A 20,538-nucleotide genomic window follows, 5' to 3' on the forward strand; every position below is an offset into this window, starting at 1 on the left:
CCGATTTGTTTCCCTAGTGCATCGGCCGCTCACCGGGTAGAGCTCTTATCCCCAGAGCCCTACCCGCGGTGCAAAGTAATAAGGCGCCCCTCTTTCCCAGAGCGGGCGCCTTCTTTGTACCCTTTCCCCTCCAGGGCAAGAAAAACCGGGCGCCCTCCCCACAGGGGAGAACGCCCGGCACATAGCTCAGTAGGTCAGGGAACCTTAGCCCTCAACACCCAGCTTTTCGAGAATCAGCTCGCGCACACGTCCGGCATCTGCCTGACCGCGGGTAGCCTTCATAACCTGGCCAACCACGGCGCCAGCGGCCTGCACCTTACCAGCGCGGATCTTGTCGGCAACATCGGGCATAGCGGCCAGAGCCTCGTCAACAGCGGCGGTCAGAGCCGAGTCATCAGAGACAACGGCCAGGCCGCGCTTCTCAACGATCTCAGCAGGGGTACCCTCGCCCTCAATGACGAAGCCGAGTACCTGGCGGGCAATCTTATCGTTGATCTTTTTACCCTCAATCAGCTGGTTGAGCTCAACGATGGTAGCGGCGGTTGCACCGGTTTCGGTCAGCTCAACCTCGCGCTCCTTGGCGATACGGGCAATTTCACCCATCCACCACTTACGGGCAACTGAGGAGGGAGCACCGGCGGCGACGGTCTCTTCGATGGCGTCCATAGCACCGGCGTTGACCACGTCGCGGAACTCTTCGTCCGAGAAGCCCCAGTCGGCCTTCAGACGGCGGCGGCGCTCGGCGGGAGGCTCAGGCAGCTCGGCGCGCAGACGCTCAATCCACTCTTCGTCGGTGACGACCGGAACCAGGTCGGGCTCGGGGAAGTAGCGGTAGTCGTCGGCGTCAGACTTGGGGCGACCACTGGTGGTCTCGCGGGTGTCTTCGTGCCAGTGGCGGGTTTCCTGAACGACCTTCTCGCCTGCTTCGAGGACGGCCGCGTGACGCTGAATCTCGTAGCGCACCGCACGCTCAACCGAACGCAGGGAGTTGACGTTCTTGGTTTCTGAGCGGGTACCGAACTCGGTGGAACCCTTGGGCATGAGCGAGACGTTGGCGTCGCAGCGGACGTTACCGCGCTCCATACGGGCGTCGGAGATACCCAGGTTCTTGACAATTTCGCGAATGGCAGCCACGTAGGCGCGGGCCAGTTCAGGAGCCTTGTCGCCCGCGCCCACGATGGGGCGGGTAACAATTTCAATCAGCGGAACACCGGCGCGGTTGTAGTCGACCAGGGAGAAGTCTGCGCCCTGAATACGGCCAGCGGTGCCACCCTTATGGGTCAGCTTGCCAGCGTCTTCTTCCATGTGGGCACGCTCGATGTCGATGGTGAAGACGGTGCCGTCCTCCAGCTCAACATCCAGGGACCCGTTAGCGGCGATAGGCTCGTCGTACTGGGAGGTCTGGAAGTTCTTAGGGGTATCGGGGTAGAAGTAGTTCTTGCGGGCAAAATGGCTAACGGGCGCAATCTCGCAGCCCAGAGCCAGACCCAGCTTGATAGCGGATTCAACAGCCTTACCGTTGACCACCGGCAGCACGCCGGGCAGGCCCAGGGAGACGGGGGTGACATTGGTGTTCGGGGTATCGCCAAACTCGTTAGGAGCGGCGTCGAACATCTTGGTCTTGGTGTTGAGTTCTACGTGAACCTCGAAGCCGAGTACGGGGTCGTACTTCTCCATGGCTTCTTCAAACGACAGGATTTCGTCAGACATTTACTTAGCTCCCTCGAAGTCAAAGTCACGGATCAGGGCGGCGGTATCGGGCAGCTGCTCGTGCAGGTAGCCGCCCCACTTAGCGGTCAGCAGGGCTTCCAGACCAGCACCGGCGCGGTAGAGGCGGGCATCCTCGTGGGCGGGGGCGGTGAACTGGATGCCGACGGGCAGGCCGTCCTCATCTGCCAGGCCACCGGGCAAGGACAGGGAGGGTACACCGGCCAGGTTGGTGGGTACGGTGGCGATATCGCCCTTGTACATGGCCATGGGGTCGCCCTTGGTCTTCTCCCCCAGCTTGTAGGCGGTGGTGGGCGCGGTGGGGCTAATCAGCACGTCTGCGACCTCAAATGCCTTGGCGTAGTCGCGCTGAATCAGGGTGCGTACCTTCTGGGCTGAGCCGTAGTAGGCGTCGTAGTAACCGGCGGACAGGGCGTAGGTACCCAGGATGATGCGGCGCTTGGCTTCTGAGCCGAAGCCTGCGGCACGGGAGGCTGCCATGACGCGCTCGATGGTGACGTGGCCTTCTTCGGGCAGCTTACGCAGACCGAAGCGGACGCCGTCGTACTTGGCCAGGTTGGATGAGACCTCGGAGGACATAATCAGGTAGTAAGCCCCAATTGCTTCCTTGACGGAGGGCAGGGAGACCTCAACGATTTCTGCGCCGGCTTCCTTGAGCAGCTCCAGGGACTCGTTGAAGCGGGCCATGACGCCGGGCTGGAAGCCCTCGCCGGTCAGTTCCTTGATGACGCCGACGCGCAGGCCCTTGAGGCCACCTTCAGCGGCACCGGCGCGGGCGGCGTCCGCGTAGGCGGGCACGGGCTCGTTCAGGGAGGTGGAGTCCTTGGGGTCGTGACCGCCGATAACCTCGTGCAGCAGGGCGGTGTCGAGGACGGTGCGGGCACAGGGGCCGACCTGGTCCAGGGATGAGGCCATGGCAATGACGCCGTAGCGGGAGACCGAGCCGTAGGTGGGCTTAACGCCAACCGAGCCGGTGACGGCTGCGGGCTGACGGATGGAGCCACCGGTATCGGTACCCAGGGCCAGGGGGGCCTGGAAGGCAGCTACTGCTACAGCGGAACCACCGCCGGAGCCACCGGGAATACGGTCTAGAGCCCAGGGGTTGCGGGTAACACCGAAAGCTGAGTGCTCGGTGGTGGAGCCCATGGCGAACTCGTCGAGGTTGGTCTTACCCAGGATGGGCATACGAGCCTCGCGGATCTTCTGGGTGACGGTGCCGTCGTAAGGGCTCATCCAGCCCTCGAGCATACGGGAAGCTGCGGTGGTGGGCTGGCCCTTGGTGACAATGAGGTCTTTAACGGCGATGGGGACGCCTGCCAGGGCAGGTAGTTCTTTGCCGGCGGCACGGTCTGCGTCCACGGCGGCAGCAACTTCCAGGGCCTCTTCAGCGTTGAGGTGCAGGAAGGCATTGAGGCCGCTCTTACCGGCTGCGCGGTTTTCTGCGTCCAGAGGTTCGCCATCGGTGGCGATGATGTGGTCGATGTAGGCCTGGGTTGCTTCAACAGAAGTCAGTTCCCCTGCGGCCAGCTTGTCAGCAAGTTCTGCTGCGGAAAGTTTGATGATGTCGTTCATGCCCGCTCCTTAGTCTTCGTCCAAAATTGCCGGAACCTTGAACTTGCCGTCTTCGGCGTCAGGAGCACCCGAAAGAGCTTCTTCAGCCGTCAGGGTTTCACCCACCACGTCTTCGCGGAAGACGTTCTTGAGCGGGATGGGGTGGCTGGTTGCCGGAATATCGTCTGAGACGGCGTCTGAGACTGACTTGACGGATTCTACGATGACATCGAGCTCAGCGGCCATAGCGGCCAGCTCTTCATCAGTCATCTCGATATGAGCCAGCATGGCAAGGTGTGCCACCTGCTCACTCGTAATAGCAGACATAATCACTTCCACGAGTTAGACATAGGTTTTCAGTTTCTATCTTAGCCCCCATACGGTCATAACACGATTTAAAAAAGAATCGCCCCCTAGCCTGTGCAGGCTAGGGGGCGACGGTGTGAGATCAGAAATCCGCTAGAGGCCTAAGAACCTGGAGGGGTCTTACTTAGCGGGGATGGTCAGAACCCAACCGATTTCAATCAGGTCAGCATCCTGAATCAGGTCAGCGTTAGCTGCCAGTACTTCGTCCCAGCCGTTGAAGCCGTGAGCGTAAGCGATTTCTGACAGGGTGTCGCCAGCCTTGACGGTGTAGGTGTTAGCAGCAGGTGCTGCTTCTGCGGTTGCTTCTGCAGCGGGAGCTTCAGCTACAGGAGCCTCAGCAACAGGAGCTGCAGTTTCTTCAACAGCAGGGGCAGTAGCAACTTCGGTTACCTCGGTTGCCTGAGGCGCAACAGCGGGGGCTTCAGCAGGCAGCTGGGGTGCTGCGGTACCGTAGTTTGCTAGGCCAAGCTTAACGTTGCAAGCGGGCCAGGCGCCCCAGCCCTGCATCTGAAGGAGGTTTTCAGCAACGCGAATCTGCTCTGCCTTTGAGGCAGCTGCGGGGTTGCCGGTGCCGCCTGCGGCTGCCCATGAGGACAGTGAGAACTGCAGGCCACCGTAGTAGCCGTTGCCGGTGTTGATGGACCAATTGCCACCTGACTCGCACTGTGCGAGAGCTTCCCAAGCTTCGAGGGGAGCGGCGTTGGCTGCGGGGGTAGCGGCCAGGCTTGCTGCTGCTGCGCCACCGATTGCAAGTACTGCTGCTGAACGACGAATGTTGGAAGTCATGAAATGCTCCGTAAGGCCACCTTATGCTCTTCCCATCCCTGGGCATCAATGCATTGCCGTCTACCCGTAATCGTTGAGTGGATTGTTTGAGGCTTTACCCTGTAGACGGCATCAGGTGTGCGGTAGAGCCCAGCATGCGCCCACAGCTTCCACTGTGAGCTATAGACCGTTGCACCTGTGGCTTGGCGGTCGTTTTTGATTCGTTGATAACGATAACGTAACGATTTCGGCTTTGCCAACCCATTTTTGAGACAGAACACCTTTTACAGTCGAAGCCAAGACCCCTAGCCCTCCCCTGGGCAATTGGCTTTAAAGACAGGCTTGCACCACCCTTAACACCGGCAACAAGCCCGTATTTCTGCGGTTTAAAGCGGGCTACAGTCACTCAACACACCAAGACTTGTCTATCATTAAAGACAGGCTTACCCCGCTTTAAAAATTTCTTAAAGTTCAGCCACTCCCCCTTCAAACAACAGAGTCTTATGTCACATTTAGGTCACAGAATCAAAAAATCCTGTGACCTACCTGTGACCTAGCCGCTAGGTAAGGGCGTCCGGCCCCTGCGCCAAAAGCGCCTCAAAACCTTCTTCATCCAGCACCGTCACACCCAGCTGTTCAGCTTTATCGAGCTTAGAGCCAGCGGATTCACCGGCAACCAGATAGCTGGTCTTCTTCGACACCGAACCCGAGGCTTTTCCACCGCGCACGATAATGGCTTCTTTCGCGCTATCACGGGTAAAACGAGCTAGGGTACCTGTTACCACGATAGTGAGGCCTTCCAGGGTGCGCTCGATTGAGGCGTCCCGTTCGTCCTCCATCCGCACGCCGGCTGCCGCCCAGCGGTCTACGATTTCGCGGTGCCAGTCTTCAGCAAACCATTCCTTGAGGGAGCTAGCAATGATGGACCCCACGCCGTCAACGCCTGCTAGGCGTTCCTCGCTTGCTTCGCGAATTGCGTCCATCGACCCGAACTCGGTCGCCAGGGCCCGAGCCGCAGTGGGCCCCACGTGCCGAATAGAGAGGGCAACCAGCACCCGCCACAGGGGCTGGCTCTTTGCCTTCTCCAGCTGTTCAAAGAGCTTTTCGGTATTGCGGGTAGGAGCACTCGGCTTCTTTGCGGTACCCCGCGTATAGAAGTAGGGAACCAGCTCAGTTTTGCCGGTGGGCTCCCCCTTGACCTTTTTCTCGCGCTCAATGCGCACATCTGCCAGGTCCTCAGCGGTGAGGTCAAAGAGGAAGGCCTCAGAGATCAGCGGGGCCTGATCAGGAGCCGCAGGACTGGTCAGGGCCTTAGCGGCCTCATAACCTAAAGCTTCGATATCGAAGGCACCGCGCCCGGCTAGATGATTGACGCGCTCGGTGAGCTGGGCGGGGCAGGAGCGGGCGTTGAGGCAACGAATGTCAACGTCGCCGTCCTTAGCGGGTGCCAGGGGCTGGCCGCAGGAGGGGCAGTCAGCGGGCATCACGAATTCCCGCTCAGTTCCGTCCCGCAGGGCCACCACCGGCCCCACGATCTCAGGAATCACGTCACCGGCCTTCCTCAGCACCACAGTATCGCCGATTAAAACTCCCTTAGCCTTGACGACATCCTGGTTATGCAGGGTTGCCATTTCGACTGTAGAGCCAGCTACTTTTACAGGTTCCATCACGCCAAAGGGAGTCACGCGGCCGGTGCGGCCAACCCCTACCCGAATATCGAGCAGCTTAGTATTGACCTCTTCAGGCGGGTACTTGTAGGCCACGGCCCAGCGGGGCACGCGGGAGGTGTAGCCCAGGCGTTCCTGGGTTGAGAAATCGTTGACCTTGATAACAATGCCGTCAATTTCGTGCACCAGGGAGTGGCGTTTTTCGCCGTAGGTTGCAATAAATTCAAGAATCTCTGAGCGGCTAGTAAGCAGCTGGGAGTAGGGGCTGACGGGCAGACCCCATTCCTGGAGCTGGGTATAGGTTTCAAACTGGGTGCTGATATCCAGGCCGGTGCGGGAGCCAATGCCGTGCACAAACATGCTCAGGGGGCGCTCGGCGGTCAGGGCGGCGTCCTTCTGCCGCAAAGAGCCTGCTGCCGCATTTCGCGGGTTGGCGAAGGGGGCCTTACCCTGTTCAACCATCTGCTCGTTGAGGGCCTTGAAGTCAGCCGATGAGATAAAGACTTCACCGCGAATTTCGATTTCTTCGGGGTGCTTGCTACCGGCGAGCTGGGTAGGGATTGATGCGATGGTCAGGACGTTGTGGGTCACGTCTTCGCCGGTGGTTCCGTCGCCGCGGGTGGCGGCGCGTACCAGCTTGCCCTTGCGGTAGAGCAGGTTGACCGCCAGGCCGTCAATCTTGAGTTCGGTGAGCCAGGCGGGGCGAGCGCCCGTCATCTCCTGGGCGTTGGTTTCGGCGCGGTCTAGCCAGGCACCGAGCTCTTCGAGGGAGAAGACGTCTTCCAGTGAGTACATGCGGGCCAGGTGGGTAACGGGGGCAAAGGCCGCGGAGGCTTCGCCGCCGACTTCCTGGGTGGGTGAGTCGTTAGCGACCAGTTCGGGGTGCTGGGCTTCTAGCTTTTCGAGCTCACGGTAGAGGGTATCGTACTCGGCGTCCGAGATGGTGGGGGCGTCCTTGACGTAGTAGCTCTGGCGGGCAGCCCGAACTCGGTCAACGAGCTGGGCGTAGCGCTCCTTGATATCAGCGGCTACGCCCTGTCCTTCGACCAGGTCGCGATCAACGCCGTGGACGGTTTCTTCTTCTACACCGGGAAGGTCTTTGTTTTCACTCACCCTATCTATTCTGCCCTATAACCTCACTGGCTGAACTCTAGCCGTTGATACCCCGGTGCAGTTCTTTTTCAGAGTGGAACTGTTCTTCTTCGGTAGTGGCGGTGTGGGGGTAGTCGTAGCCGTCGATGTTAGCCACAATCTCGTGAGCATCGGTCTCGGTCAGGGCTTTGAGCTCGGCTGCACGGGCCTCGGCGTCCTCTACGGTAATAGCGTCTGCCACGATTACGGTGATGTTGTCCCGGCCTCCGGCTCGCAGGGCAGCCATCTGGAGCACATCCGCCGCATCCTGGGGGTGCTCGACGGTAGCAAGTACCCGGGCCATGTAGTTGTGGGAGAGTTCGCCAGAAAGACCGTCGGAGCACATCATCAGGCGGTCGCCCTCGCGGGCGGGGATAACCCAGAAGTCGGGTTCCCAGTAGTTACCGGTGCCCAGGGCTCGGGTAATGACGTTGCGGCGGGGGTGGGTCAGGGCTTCCATAGCGGTAATTTGGCCGGTATCGACCAGGTACTGAACCTCAGAGTGGTCTACGGTAATCTGTTCCAGCTCTAGCCCCTCAACCGGCCCGTTAGAGATAGAAAGGGCCTCTTCGGTCTGGGCTTCTTCGGCCCGAACCAGGCGGTAGGTGCGGGAGTCGCCCACGTTGAAGATAAACCACATCTGCTGTTCCCCGATGTGGGTGAGCCAGGCACCGGTAACGGTTGTTCCTGCTCGTAGGTCAAGGGCGTTTTTGATAGCCTCATCGGCTTCACCAATGATTTCCTTGATTTTATCGAGGGTTTTGAGAATCTGGCGGTTGAGGGCGGAGGTTTCTTTGCGACGCTTGCGCAGGCGGCGTCCGCCCGGTTCGTCACTGAGCGCTTCGCTAGCCACTTCCTGACGGAAAGCTGCCTCTTCTTCTTCGGTCATACCACCGGGGCGGGTAAACATCTGGGCGTAGGCCAGGGTGCGGGTGCACAGGCGCGAGGCAACTTCACCCTTTTCGTGCCCACCCATGCCGTCGGCGACCACACAGAGGGTGCCGGCAACGACCATGGAGTCTTCGTTGTTATCGCGGTACTGGCCTACGTCGGTTGACTTGCCCGCGTAGATAGTGAGGTTGGGGGTGGTGGTCATTCGAAATCGATCTCCAGTTCATTACCGATGCCCGGGGTAATTGCCACGGGCCTAACGTTGCCAAAGCCGCGCACGTTGCGCACGCCTTGGGGGATGAGCACAAAACGCTTGTCGTCTTCTAGGGCTTCAGCGGTCGAGGCGTCGGTGAGGACGACCCCGGGTTCGGTCAGCGCGACCAGGCGGGATGCCAGGTTGACGGTGGGGCCGTAGATGTCCCCCAGACGCGGTAGCACCCTGCCCCAGACGAAGGATACGCGGGCTTCGGGAAGCTGGGGGTCTTCGCTGATCAGTTTTGAGAGGGTCAGGGCAATACGGGCACCGTCTTCGGGGGATTCGACCAGGTACATGACCTCGTCCCCTACCGTTTTAATGATGCGCCCGCCACCTACCGCAATGACTTCGGCGCAGCGCTGCTCAAAGTTCTTGACCAGGCGGGCTAGGTTCCGCTCGTTCATTTCGCGTGAGAGTGAGGTGTAGGAGACCAGGTCAACGAAACCTACGCCGCGGGCTAGGGGCAGGTCGCTGTCAGCTAAGTCCTCACCTCCCTCTTCGTCGCGCAGGGCCAGGCGCAAGATAGCCGAGTTAAGCATGCGGCGGTAGCCGTAAACGGTGATGTCTTCTAGGTCTTCAATCAGACGCGGGAGGAGGCTCAGAAGCTCGCCGCGGGCTTCGGTATCGGTCAGCCCACCGTTAATGACCATATCCTCTACCAGGGCTTCGACCTGCCAGACCACCATGCGGTCCATCATCTGCCCCACCGAGCGGGTGAGGGACAGGGCAGCTTCTTCGGTCAGTTTGCCCTCTTTAATAAGGGAGGTAACCGTAGCCAGAGCCTTGCTGTCTGCATGGGTAAAGTAGGCGTCGTCGTCGGTGAGGTTGGGCAGCCCCAGGGAGCGCCAGATTTTACGGGCGGTGAGCAGAGGCACCCCGGCCTCATCGGCCACCTCACCGCGCTTCATGCTGCGGTTCTCCCCCAGAAGAGCACGTTCAAGTTCCAGCACGCCCTGTCGGGCTTCATCGCTACGGTAGAGCTGGCTTTGCACGCGGTTATGGTGGTGCCTGCTCCGGTTGGGTGCGGTTCCAGCCTGTTCGGCGGGGTCGCTACCGGGTGCTGACTTCTCCACTGGAGTCTTCCTTCTCTTGGTTAGTGCTGCGTGGTTCTAGAGGTAGTAAGGTCTAGGGCTGGCACGGCGAGTAGTTACCTACTTCAAGAATACCCAGTTACTGTGAGCCAGGCTACGAAATGTTCACCACCCGCTAAGCGCCACCGCCTATTCTATGCCCGCCGTCACCTTTTTTCGAACCCAAACAACCTGTTTAGGCTTATCAGACAGATATTATGAGTTTACACTCGGTGGCGGGAGGCAGACCCGCTCAGCAGAGCTCGCTGGGTCTCCTGAATCTCCCGACTAAAACGTTCAGGGTCGGGCACGGCCCGCAGCACGTGCTGCACCCCGCGGGCATGCACAGTCAGGGCAGCAGCATTGGTTAGCCCCATCAGATGCCGATGCCCCACGCTCACCCCCTCGACTTCAGCGAGCGGAACACTGACGTCCTGACCGGGGCCCCAGCCCCGCCTAATCACCAGACGGCCATTAGTGAGCAGGTAGCTGGCATTCGCCCAGCGCACCACCCCTCGCACGCCCAACCAAACCAGCCACAGCGCAAGAGCCAGAGCCAGGTAGCGCCAGACAGGGGCACCAACCCCCAGAGCGGAGGCGAAGCTCCAGGCCGTCATAGCAAGAAAAAAGCAGGTCAGAGGGCGCACCAACAGCACCCCGTGGGCGCGCGTTGCGGCAAGGGTGTGTTCTGCGGGGTAGAGGTCGCCTCGTAGTTTCATCACTGGTGAGTCTATCGATGCTTCCTGAAGATTCCCCGATATTTTCCGGGTTAAGAGGCTAGCGCCCGTACCCTTGGGGGCGCACGTGCACCACGTCCCCCACGGTGAAGCTTCGCTCCTCGCCGCTATCGGAGCGGACGACCAGCTCCCCTTCTGCGGTCAACTCGACCCCGGTGCCCCTAAAGGTCTCATCCCCGGGTAAGTGAATAGTGAGGGTAGCACCCAGGGTGCTCATACGCTCACGCAGGCGGTCCAGGAGAGAGGCACCTCCGGTAGCCGCACCCGCATCGAAGCCGGTGGCTGCAAATTCCCGGTAGTAGCGGGCGAAGCTGGTCGCCAAGACCGTCAGCGCCCGGTTCAAGTCAACCGGCTGCCCAGATTCCAGCAGGGCGCTGGTTGCGGTAGGGACGGGCAAATCTTCCTGCGCCAGGTTCAGGTTGAGCCCGATACCCACCACAACCGAAATCTGCCCCTCAGGTTCAATCACGAGCTGGGCCAGAATACCGCAGGCTTTACGGTTGCCCAGCAGCACGTCGTTAGGCCACTTAATAGAAGGGTGCAGCCCCGCAAGCTGCTCAAAAACATCGCAGGCAGCCAGTGCAGCTAAAGAGGTAAACCAGTGATACTGGTCAGGCGCAACCCTGTTGGCCGGGTTGACATGAGGACGAACGATAAAGCTGGTTGCCAAAGCGGCACCTGCCGGGGCCACCCAGACCCTATCCAGGCGTCCTTTCCCCGCATTCTGGTCGGCGGTCGAGACCAGCGAGAGCTCCCCATAGCTACGGCGCACCAGGGCATCACCCACCAGAATCTGCCGGGCATACTCGTTAGTTGACCCCACCGAGGGCAAAAGCTCCACCCGCTCAAACCCGCTCACATCAACCAGGTCAGCCTGAAGGTGCCCCATGCGCACTCCTTATCTCACATACTAAGTTTCGACCGCTATTCTACGGGGTCACGCCCAGCCTGAGCGGCCTAGCGGTGCAATACTGGAACTGTCTAACCCCTACGAAAGGTTCTACCATGACCGTCTACGCTGTGCAGTACTCCTACGGCCCCGCCGATCTGCAGGCTGAGCACCGCCCCGCCCACCGCGAATATCTGGCCCAGCTCCACGAAGAAGGTAAGCTGCATGCGGCCGGCGCCTTCCTCGACGGCGACCCCGCAGGCGCCCTGCTCATCTTCGTTGCCGAAGACCGCGACGACCTCGACCGCATTATCGCAGCCGACCCCATGAGCACCGGCGGCGTGCTCACCGGCTACACCGCACGCGAATGGAACGCTGTGATTGGCAAGGTCGGCAAGTAAGCAAGAAGCACTAGAGCTGGAGCAGGCTCACAGCGAAGCTGTTGGCTTGGGGCTGGCATGAATCGCTTGTGAGCGCTAGCGAACCAGCGAGAGGGTCGACAGCAAGCGTGAGCCTGCTCCAACTCCCCCACTCTTATTTAGAAAAATCGCTCAAAAATCCCAAGAATAATTGGGTGGGGCGGGGTGGCAGGTCTATAGTTGAAAAGAATGGCCCTTATCCCAGGTCACCCCACACCACTGACCCAAAGCGCACGAGGCAGGCACAGCATGAGCGAGAACCCCACCACAGATGCCCCCGATTTGACCACCACCGCCGGTAAGATTGCTGACTTCTACGCCCGCCGCGAGCAGACTCTTGCCCCCACCGGCCAGGCCCCTATTGACCGCCAGCACGAACGCGGCAAGCAGACTGCCCGCGAGCGCATCGAGATGCTGCTTGACGAGGGTTCTTTTGTGGAGTTTGACGCTCTGGCTAAGCACCGCACTACGGCTTTTGGTATGGAGAAGAAAAAGCCGCTGGGTGATGGCCTGGTTTCGGGCTACGGTACTATCGATGGCCGCCTGGTTGCGGTTTATTCCCAGGATTTCACCGTCTACGGTGGTTCCCTGTCGCAGGTCAATGGCGAGAAGATTGTGAAGGTGCAGAAGTTCGCGTTGAAGAACGGCTGCCCCATTATCGGTATTAATGACGGTGGTGGCGCCCGCATTCAGGAGGGTGTTGCGTCGCTGGCTATGTTTGCCGATATCTTCCGTATGAATGTGCGGGCCTCGGGCGTGATTCCGCAGATTTCGGTAATTATGGGCCCCTGCGCCGGTGGTGCCGCCTACTCCCCCGCTCTGACCGACTATATTGTGATGGTTGATAAGACCAGCCACATGTTTATTACCGGCCCCGATGTCATTAAGACCGTGACCGGTGAAGAGGTCGACATGGAGACCCTGGGCGGTGCCCGCCAGCACAACGCGGTGACGGGTACGTCGACCTACCTCGCTGAGGACGAAGAGGACGCCTTTGATTTCGTCCGCGAGCTCGTTGAGTTCCTGCCCTCCAACAACCTCACCGAGACCTTCCCCCTGGATCATGACCAGGATCCCGAGGTCACCGTCGATGATCTTGATCTTGACCTGCTGATTCCCGATTCAGCCAACCAGCCCTACGATATGCGGGCTGTGATTGAGTCGGTGGTTGATGATGGCCATTTCTTTGAGATGCAGGCCCTCTACGCCCCCAATGTGATGATTGGTTATGCCCGGGTTGAGGGTAAGACCGTGGGTATTGTGGCCAACCAGCCCATGCAGTTCGCTGGCACCCTCGACATCAATGCTTCTGAAAAGGCTGCCCGCTTCGTGCGCAACTGCGATGCCTTCAACATTCCGATTCTGACCTTTGTTGACGTGCCCGGCTTCCTACCCGGCACCGACCAGGAGTTCAACGGCATTATCCGCCGCGGCGCCAAGCTGCTCTACGCCTACGCCGAGGCGACCGTTCCGCTGGTTACCGTGATTACTCGCAAGGCCTACGGCGGGGCCTACATTGTGATGGGCTCTAAGAAGCTGGGAGCCGATATTAACCTGGCCTGGCCCACCGCCCAGATTGGCGTGATGGGGGCCCAGGGCGCGGTCAATATTCTCTACCGCCGCGAGCTGGCCGCTGTGGCCGAAGAGGGCGGCGATGTTGAGGCTAAGCGCGCGGAGCTGATTGCCAAGTACGAAGAGGAGCTGCTCAACCCCTACCAGGCTGCTGAGCTGGGCTACATCGACGAGGTTATCGCCCCTTCTGAGACCCGCGTGCGCATCATTTCTTCCCTGCGGGCCCTGCGCGATAAGCGCGCAGCCTCCCCCGCTAAAAAGCACGGCAACATTCCGCTGTAAGGGGTAGGTAGAACATGGCAACTCCCAATCCGCTGTCCCTGCTGGGCTTCGGCAAGAAGCCGGCACCGGCGTCCGCGCCCCTTGAAAACCAGGGGCAGGACGCCGGCGATGAGCAGGTGCCCGTGCTGTCGGTGGTGCGGGGCAACCCCACGGAAGAAGAGCTGGCTGCGCTGACTAGCGTCGTGGTGGCGCTACAGGCCCAGGCTGATTCCCGGCAGGAGACCGCGCTGGAAATGTGGCAGCGCCGCCTCAACCACACTCAGCGCCTGGGTATGCGACTGCGCCCCGGGCCGGGTTCCTGGAAGCGGGCCCGCCCCCAGTAGTTCACCCACTCAGCTCCCTGTTTTCTGGGTCACAGTAACCTAGAATGGGGTGTATGACACTACACCCAGATTTACCCGAAATTTTTAAGGCCGACCGCGCCCAGACCGAGGTCGACCGCATTGCCAACGACTACTACGAGAAGACCCTGGAACTCGACCCGGCAGCGGCCACTATCGAGGGCCGTAAGGGACGGGAAACCGAGTACCCCGACTACTCCCCCGCCGGTACCCAGGCAGAGATTGACCTAGCCCGCGCTACTCTGGCAGCCCTTGACGCCGTTGAACCGGCCGACGACATCGACCGGGTTACTGTCGATGCCATGCGCGAGCGCCTGGGTCTCAAGCTCGAACTGCACGAGGCGGGCCTGGGCGACTGGGAACTCAACAACATTGCCTCCCCTGTTCAGGGTATTCGCGCCATCTTTGACCTGATGAACCGTGAAACAGCCGAGGACTGGGGGCACATTGCTGGCCGCCTGGGTAACGTTGCGGAAGCGGTTCGCGGTTATATCGAGACCCTAGAAGCCGCCCGCACCGCAGGTAAGGTGGCAGCGGTGCGTCAGGTCGATATCGTCATCGAGCAGGTAGCCGCCTACGTTGCCGAAGGCGGTTTCTTCGACGCTCTGGCACAAGAGGTAGCCGAAGCAGCCCCCGAGCACACCGACCGAGCCATCCAGGGGGCGGCGTCCGCCAAGGAAGGCTACAGCGAACTTCTCTCCTACCTCAAAGACACCCTGCGCCCCGACGCGCCCGAGGCCGATGCTGTGGGCCGCGAGCGCTACTCCCTTTACTCCCGTCAGTTCGTGGGAACCACCCTCGACCTGGAAGAGACCTACGCCTGGGGTATTGAGGAACTCGACCGCATCATCGCGGCCCAGCAGGAGGTTGCCGAAGCCATCAAGCCCGGTGCCACTATTGACGAGGCAAAGGCCCTGCTCGATGCTGACCCCGAACGCACCCTCAACGGCACCGATGAGCTCCAGGCCTGGATGCAGAAGCTTTCCGACGCCGCCGTTGACTACCTGGCCCAAGAGCACTTCACCATCGAAGGCCCGCTGCGCAAGCTCGAGTGCATGATTGCCCCCACCCAGGAGGGCGGTATCTACTACACCGGCCCGTCCGCTGATTTTGAGCGCGCCGGTCGCATGTGGTGGTCAGTGCCCGAAGGTGAAGATACCTTTGGCACCTGGCGCGAAACCTCAACCGTCTACCACGAGGGCGTACCCGGCCACCATCTGCAGGTTGCCTATGCAACCGCTATGGCCGAGGCCCTGAACCAGTGGCGTGCTAACGCCGTGTGGGTTTCGGGCCATGGCGAGGGCTGGGCCCTGTACGCTGAGCGCCTCATGGACGAGCTGGGTTATCTCTCTGACCCTGGCGACCGCATGGGTATGCTCGATGCCCAGCGCCTGCGTGCTGCCCGCGTGGTCTTCGATATCGGCCTGCACTGCGGTTTTGAGATCCCCGAACGCTGGGTTGCCGAGCTGGGTGTAGAACCTGGCATCTGGGACGCAGAGAAGGGCTATAAGTTCCTAGAGGCCAACCTCGATATCTCCGAGGGCCAGCGCCGCTTCGAGTTCCTGCGCTACCTGGGCTGGCCGGGCCAGGCCCCCTCCTACAAGGTGGGCGAGCGAGTCTGGTTACAGCTGCGTGAGAACGCCCGCGCCGCCGGAATCTCTGACCGCGACTTCCACACCCGGGCCCTCAAGCTGGGCTCAGTCGGGCTTGATACCCTGCGCCGGGCACTAGCTGCCTAAGTCGCGTAAACATGAAGCGGGCCCTGCACACCGATAGGTGCGCAGGGCCCGCTTCTCTACGAGGTAGGGGTAAGGGTTAGGACGCTGCCGCGGCAGGTACCTGGGGTGCCTCGCCGAGGCGGGCGTAGACGTCCTCAGCTACAAATCCGCCCTCGGTGCGCGGGGCGTTGTAGAGGTCCTCGTTCAGAATGCCCTCGCGTTTGGCGACGATGAGCGCAACCAGGGCCTGGCCTGCGACATTGACGGCGGTACGGCCCATGTCGATGATGGGGTCGATGGCCAGGAGCAGGCCAACGCCGTCGAGGGGAAGGCCCAGGGTGGAGAGGGTGAGGGTGAGCATGACCGTTGCACCGGTGGTTCCTGCGGTGGCGGTGGAGCCGAGCACCGACACCATAATGATGAGCAGGTAGTGGGTGATGTTGAGGTCGATACCGTAGAACTGGGCCACAAAGAGGGCTGCTAGGGCGGGGTAGACCGCGGCGCAGCCGTCCATCTTGGTGGTGGAGCCCAGGGGAACCGCGAAGGAGGCGTAGGCGCGGGGCACACCGAAGTTACGCTCAGCTACGGACTGGGTCAGAGGCATGGTACCCATGGACGAGCGGGAAACGAAGCCCATCTGCACAGCGGGCCAAACGCCCGAGAAGAACTGCTTAATAGACAGGCCGTTGGCGCGGGCGATAGCTGGGTAGACCACGAAGAGCACAAGGGCCAGGCCGATGTAGAGCACAATTACGAAACGGGCCAGAGAGCCCATGGAGGTCCAGCCGTAGGCGTAGACGGCTCGGCCAATCAGACCGACGGTACCGAGCGGGGCCAGGCGGATAATCCACCAGAGCACAGTCTGGATAATAGCCAGGGCGCTCTTGTTGATTTCGAGGAAGGGCTTGGCGGCCGGGCCAGTTTTCAGCGCTGCGATACCTACGACTACTGAAATCACCAGGATTTGGAGTACGTTGAAGCTGGCTGAACCGGTGACGGTTTCACCAGAGGTTGAGATGCTCACACCCAGACCCAGGAAGTTAGCGGGAATCAAACCGGTGAGGAAGCCCAGCCAGGAGCCGGTACGCCCCTCGTAGGTTTCGGGAGTAGCCAGACCGGTGTTAGCGCCAGGTTGGGTGACAAGACCGAGGATGAGGCCAATCACCACAGCGATGAGGGCGGTGTAGGCGAACCAGAGCAGGGTCTTGGTAGCCAGGCGGGCCGCGTTCGTTACCTCAGCAAGGTTGGCGATGGACGAGACCACGGCGGTAAAGATTAGGGGTACCACCGCTGCTTTGAGCAGGGTGACGTAGGAGGAGCCAATAGTGGAGAGGGTGGTCATGAGCCAGTTGGGGTTCTCTGTGGCATCGCCACCGAGGTTGGTGGCTACCAGGCCCAAAATCACGCCCAGAATAAGGGCGGCAATAATTTGATTGCCGAAGGACGTAGCCCAGGCGGGAAGTCTCTTGCGGCTAGCGGGTGCTGTGGTGTGGTTTGACATGTCTCACCACTGTACGCCTGGCCCTGGGGCTTGTGAATCGGGGTGTAAAGCTAGGACATATTTTGCTGTAGGTCACATGATGGCCTGGGTTTTTTACAGCTCGGCCTTCACAGGTGGAACCCCTCTCAACTAAACTGTGATTCAAGTTACTTTTATGTGCTTTTTATGAACAGGTAGGCCCTGGTTGCCTACCCCGTAGTCAGACACAACTCAAAGGAGAGACAATGACTGTTTACGCTGCACCCGGCTCAGCAGATTCCATCACCACGTTCAAGTCCCGCTACGACCACTTCATCGGAGGGGAATGGGTAGCCCCGGCCGAGGGCCAGTATTTTGAAGATATCTCCCCGGTTAACGGCAAGCCCTTTGCAGAAGTCGCCCGCGGTACCGCAGCTGATATCGATAAGGCTATTGACGCAGCCTGGAAGGCATTTGAGACCTGGGGCAAGACCTCCCCCACCGAGCGCGCTAACCTACTGCTCAAGCTGGCCCAGATCATGGAAGATAATCTGGAGTCCATAGCGGTAGCTGAGACCTGGGAGAACGGTAAGCCTGTACGCGAGACCCTAGCCGCAGACATCCCGCTGGGCGTTGACCACCTGCGCTACTTCGCGTCCGCTATTCGTACCCAGGAAGGTCGCCTGTCAGAGCTTGACGAGAACACCGTGGCCTACCACTTCCACGAGCCCCTGGGCGTGGTGGGGCAGATTATCCCCTGGAACTTCCCCATCCTTATGGCCATCTGGAAGATCGCTCCAGCCCTGGCAGCAGGCAACACCATTGTGCTCAAGCCCGCAGAGCAAACCCCGGTTTCAGTGCTCTACCTGGTGGATTTATGGAAGGACGTCCTACCCGCCGGTGTGCTGAACATTGTGAACGGTTTTGGCCCCGAGGCAGGCGCTGCCCTCTCTGGCAGCAAGCGCATCCGCAAGATTGCTTTTACCGGTGAGACCACCACCGGTTCTATCATCATGAAGGCTGCTGCCGACAACATCATCCCGGTCACCTTGGAGCTGGGTGGCAAGTCCCCCAATGTCTTCTTTGCCGACGTTGCCGCCGAGAAGGACTCCTTCTACGACAAGGCCCTGGAGGGCTTTGCCTCCTTTGGCCTCAACCAGGGCGAGGTCTGCACCTGCCCCTCCCGCGCACTGATTCAGAAGCCGATTCACGACTCCTTCCTGGAGGCCGGCATTGAGCGCGTGAAGGCCATGAAGCAGGGCAACCCCCTGGATACCGAAACCATGGTGGGCGCCCAGGCGTCCAAGGAACAGTGGGACAAGATTACCGGCTACCTGAAGATTGGTAAGGACGAGGGCGCGGACGTTCTCGTCGGCGGTGAGGCCTGCGAGCTGGGCGGCGACCTGGCAGATGGCTGGTACATTCAGCCGACCGTCTTTGCCGGCAGCAACGACATGCGTATCTTCCAGGAAGAGATTTTTGGCCCCGTTCTGGCTACTACCTCTTTCACTGATTTCGATGAGGCTATGCGTATTGCCAATGACACCGACTACGGCCTGGGCGCGGGCGTCTGGACTCGTGACCAGAACACCGCCTACCGGGCAGGCCGCACTATTCAGGCTGGCCGCGTCTGGATCAACAACTACCATAATTACCCGGCCCACGCTGCTTTCGGTGGCTACAAGAAGTCAGGCATCGGCCGCGAGACCCACCTGATGATGCTGGCCCACTACCAGCAGACCAAGAATATGCTGGTCAGCTACTCAGATAAGCCGATGGGGCTCTTCTAATACCTGCCCTTGATAGCTTGAGGCTTATTCATAAGGGGTTCTGCAGGCTCACACCTTCGTAAGCTCAGGTGATTCCGCTCGCTCTTGAGTGCTGACGCACCCGCTTCGCTTCATCTGAGCCAGCAGCTTCGCTGTGAGCCTGCTCCACCTATCCTTATGAATAAGCCTTACTATCTACCAGTTCCACATTGTTGCCCTTTTCTGCATGACAAGCATCATACTTTCCTCAATAGTGAGGCAGCTAAAATTCTCGTTCGAGGAGATACGCCGAACTTGTTAAATTAAAGAATCCTAATAAATTCTCTTGACCCACATAAGAATTAAGAATAAAATATAGATATAGTATAAAATTAGAACATTCAATGGAGACATTTGAGGATGACTGAGGAAAAAACATTCAAAGATTACCTTATAACAATAGTTGGAATTTTTAGTGCATTTATATTTATTAAGTTATTCGACAGTATTTTAGAGTTTAATTTTTTTGCCACCCTAGTTCTTGCACTCATAGCAAGCTCTTTGGTATGTATAGTTCTAGTATTTTTTATTGCCTTTTTCCAAAGTCTTCTTTTTAAGAAATAGTTATTGATTTATACAGCCAGACTCTCATTTAGTTTTCAATTTCCTATTGACACCCGCACGGCCCCATGCTGCGCAATGTAGGTTACAGTCATCAGACTGGCATCAAGGAGATTTGATTATGTCAAACGAAGCGTATTACTCTTCTCTCAGCCACTGCAACAACTTTTTGTGATTCACATTTCGCTCCTGCGTATTCGTTCAACGAAAATTATCAGGAGCAGAACACTTCGGTAGCAATTATATGAAGCTTATTCATAAGGGGTTCCGCAGACTCACGCTCGCTGTGAGCCTGCTCCATCTACCCTTTGGAATAAGCTTCTTTCTTCTTCCGCCCCTGCAACCAAGCCTCTAACAACCACGCACACAGAATCACCGGAGCAGCCACCGTTGTAAGGCCAGGACCAGAATAAGCACTCACCCCCTCAGGCAGACTGTCCCATACACAACGAGTTCCAATTACAGGGAAAAACCCCCAATAGGCTTCGCCTTGAATATACTCATTTGAAGTATGGCAAGCTATCCCAGCAGTAATACGGACGAAATACTCAAAAGCCATCATAAATAGCCAAAAACATACGGAGAGAAGAAAGAGCTTATGGTTCTTTACAAAATTCATAACGATACTGCCTTCTTTCTGCCAGAAAGGAATCCGAGTCTAGGTTTACCTAACCTATCACTTGCAGCTCATCAGAAGTCACTGCGTCCTGACACCCTGTTTAGCATCATCCTCACTACAAACACGCCGGCCAATCTCTCGCCCCACAACATTATTGTGTAAGTCCATAACTACTTCCTCTTCAGGGTCATCTGCTACTGACTCATGATTGTTGGCAATGGTTTCAGCATCTTCAGACATTTCAGCTACCATATCAAATCCATACCAGGTACGCCCTGCCGGGCCTCTAGTAGGCTGGGCATCGATTTGCCGCAAGACAACAGCCTTTTGAGCCCAATCCAGTATCTGCACCTGAGCCAGCGGACGCCCCACCAAAACTAGCTCCAAGGAATAAGGAAAGGATCTAACCTGCTAGCGATTGACTCAAGGCTCTCCTGTCCTTCTGCTATGTCCATAATGAGCCGGTAGGAGGTATCAGAATCCATCACATGCTTTAATCCGTTGATACGCAAAAAGATATTGAGGAAAATCAGCGTGGTTCGCTTGTTCCCATCAACCAGTGCGTGATTCCGAGCTAGAGATTCGCTCTGAGCGGCAGCCGCCAGCGGAATCGTAGGGTAAACGTGAGCTCCATACACCCTCGTAATAGGTCTTTCTAAGGCCGAATCTAGCAGTCCTACATCTCGAATGTAAAAGCCCAGACGCGTT

The 20,538-nt window shown here is 58.9% G+C and carries 18 protein-coding genes; 5 read left to right on the forward strand and 13 right to left on the reverse strand.

The window, feature by feature from the left end:
* Positions 1-204: 204 nt before the first annotated feature.
* The 9 genes from gatB to ACRCJM_RS10935 all read right to left on the reverse strand — a co-directional run bounded on the left by gatB (position 205) and on the right by ACRCJM_RS10935 (position 11,051).
* Positions 205-1,710 (reverse strand): Asp-tRNA(Asn)/Glu-tRNA(Gln) amidotransferase subunit GatB, encoded by a 1,506-nt coding sequence (gene gatB, locus ACRCJM_RS10895; protein ID WP_431464923.1) that lies wholly within the window; start codon positions 1,708-1,710, stop codon positions 205-207.
* On the reverse strand, positions 1,711-3,300 hold the full coding sequence (gene gatA, locus ACRCJM_RS10900) for an Asp-tRNA(Asn)/Glu-tRNA(Gln) amidotransferase subunit GatA (protein ID WP_237197366.1): 1,590 nt from the start codon (positions 3,298-3,300) through the stop codon (positions 1,711-1,713).
* A 9-nt stretch (positions 3,301-3,309) separates the two neighbouring features.
* Positions 3,310-3,606 carry an Asp-tRNA(Asn)/Glu-tRNA(Gln) amidotransferase subunit GatC gene (gatC, locus tag ACRCJM_RS10905; RefSeq protein WP_237197368.1) on the reverse strand — a complete coding sequence of 99 codons (297 nt, stop codon included), beginning with the start codon at positions 3,604-3,606 and terminating at the stop codon, positions 3,310-3,312.
* 159 nt (positions 3,607-3,765) lie between these two features.
* Positions 3,766-4,431, reverse strand: coding sequence for a transglycosylase family protein (locus tag ACRCJM_RS10910; RefSeq protein WP_431464924.1), 666 nt, complete (start codon positions 4,429-4,431; stop codon positions 3,766-3,768).
* Positions 4,432-4,970: 539 nt separating this feature from the next.
* Complete coding sequence (gene ligA / locus ACRCJM_RS10915) at positions 4,971-7,127, reverse strand: NAD-dependent DNA ligase LigA (RefSeq protein WP_431464934.1); 2,157 nt, start codon at positions 7,125-7,127, stop codon at positions 4,971-4,973.
* 100 nt (positions 7,128-7,227) lie between these two features.
* Entirely contained in the window at positions 7,228-8,304 is a 1,077-nt protein-coding gene (locus ACRCJM_RS10920; protein ID WP_431464925.1) for a PP2C family protein-serine/threonine phosphatase, read from the reverse strand.
* On the reverse strand, positions 8,301-9,428 hold the full coding sequence (locus tag ACRCJM_RS10925; protein WP_423817125.1) for an adenylate/guanylate cyclase domain-containing protein: 1,128 nt from the start codon (positions 9,426-9,428) through the stop codon (positions 8,301-8,303). Before ACRCJM_RS10925 ends, ACRCJM_RS10920 begins: the two co-directional genes overlap by 4 nt.
* Before the next feature lie 221 nt (positions 9,429-9,649).
* A complete protein-coding gene (locus ACRCJM_RS10930; protein ID WP_431464935.1) occupies positions 9,650-10,144 on the reverse strand; it encodes a PH domain-containing protein in 495 nt (164 codons plus the stop codon).
* 58 nt (positions 10,145-10,202) lie between these two features.
* Entirely contained in the window at positions 10,203-11,051 is an 849-nt protein-coding gene (locus ACRCJM_RS10935; protein ID WP_431464926.1) for a biotin--[acetyl-CoA-carboxylase] ligase, read from the reverse strand.
* Positions 11,052-11,167: 116 nt separating this feature from the next.
* On the opposite strand from ACRCJM_RS10935, the gene ACRCJM_RS10940 reads away from it, so the two are divergent.
* From ACRCJM_RS10940 to ACRCJM_RS10955, 4 genes are all read left to right on the forward strand, one after another.
* Positions 11,168-11,452: a YciI family protein gene (locus ACRCJM_RS10940; RefSeq protein ID WP_185173348.1), complete on the forward strand. Its 285-nt coding sequence runs from the start codon at positions 11,168-11,170 to the stop codon at positions 11,450-11,452.
* A gap of 267 nt (positions 11,453-11,719) precedes the next feature.
* Positions 11,720-13,324, forward strand: coding sequence for an acyl-CoA carboxylase subunit beta (locus ACRCJM_RS10945; RefSeq protein ID WP_237209512.1), 1,605 nt, complete (start codon positions 11,720-11,722; stop codon positions 13,322-13,324).
* Positions 13,325-13,338: 14 nt separating this feature from the next.
* Positions 13,339-13,647 (forward strand): acyl-CoA carboxylase subunit epsilon, encoded by a 309-nt coding sequence (locus tag ACRCJM_RS10950; protein WP_431464927.1) that lies wholly within the window; start codon positions 13,339-13,341, stop codon positions 13,645-13,647.
* Between the two features lie 53 nt (positions 13,648-13,700).
* The gene (locus tag ACRCJM_RS10955; protein WP_431464928.1) at positions 13,701-15,404 is read left to right on the forward strand and encodes a DUF885 domain-containing protein; all 1,704 of its coding nucleotides are present in this window, start codon (positions 13,701-13,703) and stop codon (positions 15,402-15,404) included.
* A gap of 76 nt (positions 15,405-15,480) precedes the next feature.
* Here ACRCJM_RS10955 and ACRCJM_RS10960 read toward each other — a convergent pair whose 3' ends face one another.
* On the reverse strand, positions 15,481-16,884 hold the full coding sequence (locus tag ACRCJM_RS10960; RefSeq protein WP_431464929.1) for a dicarboxylate/amino acid:cation symporter: 1,404 nt from the start codon (positions 16,882-16,884) through the stop codon (positions 15,481-15,483).
* 224 nt (positions 16,885-17,108) lie between these two features.
* Between ACRCJM_RS10960 and exaC the strand changes: the two genes are divergently transcribed.
* Positions 17,109-18,632, forward strand: coding sequence for an acetaldehyde dehydrogenase ExaC (exaC, locus tag ACRCJM_RS10965; protein WP_431464930.1), 1,524 nt, complete (start codon positions 17,109-17,111; stop codon positions 18,630-18,632).
* Positions 18,633-19,512: 880 nt separating this feature from the next.
* Here the strand turns inward: exaC and ACRCJM_RS10970 are convergent.
* The 3 genes from ACRCJM_RS10970 to ACRCJM_RS10980 all read right to left on the reverse strand — a co-directional run.
* Positions 19,513-19,830, reverse strand: a complete 318-nt coding sequence (locus tag ACRCJM_RS10970; RefSeq protein WP_431464931.1) for a hypothetical protein — start codon at positions 19,828-19,830, stop codon at positions 19,513-19,515.
* 78 nt (positions 19,831-19,908) lie between these two features.
* Complete coding sequence (locus ACRCJM_RS10975) at positions 19,909-20,202, reverse strand: DUF6973 domain-containing protein (RefSeq protein ID WP_431464932.1); 294 nt, start codon at positions 20,200-20,202, stop codon at positions 19,909-19,911.
* Between the two features lie 5 nt (positions 20,203-20,207).
* The coding region (locus ACRCJM_RS10980; RefSeq protein ID WP_431464933.1) for a type II toxin-antitoxin system death-on-curing family toxin at positions 20,208-20,538 on the reverse strand (331 nt) is incomplete at its 5' end.

The sequence above is a fragment of the Rothia sp. L_38 genome (assembly GCF_050689125.1).
In the GTDB taxonomy this organism is placed as follows: Bacteria; Actinomycetota; Actinomycetes; order Actinomycetales; family Micrococcaceae; genus Rothia.

Bases quoted from the DNA above. Each gene is read 5' to 3' on its own strand.
- gatB (WP_431464923.1), bottom strand. From the start codon at position 1,710: ATGTCTGACGAAATCCTGTCGTTTGAAGAAGCCATGGAGAAGTACGAC.
- gatA (WP_237197366.1), bottom strand. From the start codon at position 3,300: ATGAACGACATCATCAAACTTTCCGCAGCAGAACTTGCTGACAAGCTG.
- gatC (WP_237197368.1), bottom strand. From the start codon at position 3,606: ATGTCTGCTATTACGAGTGAGCAGGTGGCACACCTTGCCATGCTGGCT.
- ACRCJM_RS10910 (WP_431464924.1), bottom strand. From the start codon at position 4,431: ATGACTTCCAACATTCGTCGTTCAGCAGCAGTACTTGCAATCGGTGGC.
- ACRCJM_RS10920 (WP_431464925.1), bottom strand. From the start codon at position 8,304: ATGACCACCACCCCCAACCTCACTATCTACGCGGGCAAGTCAACCGAC.
- ACRCJM_RS10930 (WP_431464935.1), bottom strand. From the start codon at position 10,144: ATGAAACTACGAGGCGACCTCTACCCCGCAGAACACACCCTTGCCGCA.
- ACRCJM_RS10935 (WP_431464926.1), bottom strand. From the start codon at position 11,051: ATGGGGCACCTTCAGGCTGACCTGGTTGATGTGAGCGGGTTTGAGCGG.
- ACRCJM_RS10940 (WP_185173348.1), top strand. From the start codon at position 11,168: ATGACCGTCTACGCTGTGCAGTACTCCTACGGCCCCGCCGATCTGCAG.
- ACRCJM_RS10945 (WP_237209512.1), top strand. From the start codon at position 11,720: ATGAGCGAGAACCCCACCACAGATGCCCCCGATTTGACCACCACCGCC.
- ACRCJM_RS10950 (WP_431464927.1), top strand. From the start codon at position 13,339: ATGGCAACTCCCAATCCGCTGTCCCTGCTGGGCTTCGGCAAGAAGCCG.
- ACRCJM_RS10955 (WP_431464928.1), top strand. From the start codon at position 13,701: ATGACACTACACCCAGATTTACCCGAAATTTTTAAGGCCGACCGCGCC.
- ACRCJM_RS10960 (WP_431464929.1), bottom strand. From the start codon at position 16,884: ATGTCAAACCACACCACAGCACCCGCTAGCCGCAAGAGACTTCCCGCC.
- exaC (WP_431464930.1), top strand. From the start codon at position 17,109: ATGACTGTTTACGCTGCACCCGGCTCAGCAGATTCCATCACCACGTTC.
- ACRCJM_RS10970 (WP_431464931.1), bottom strand. From the start codon at position 19,830: ATGAATTTTGTAAAGAACCATAAGCTCTTTCTTCTCTCCGTATGTTTT.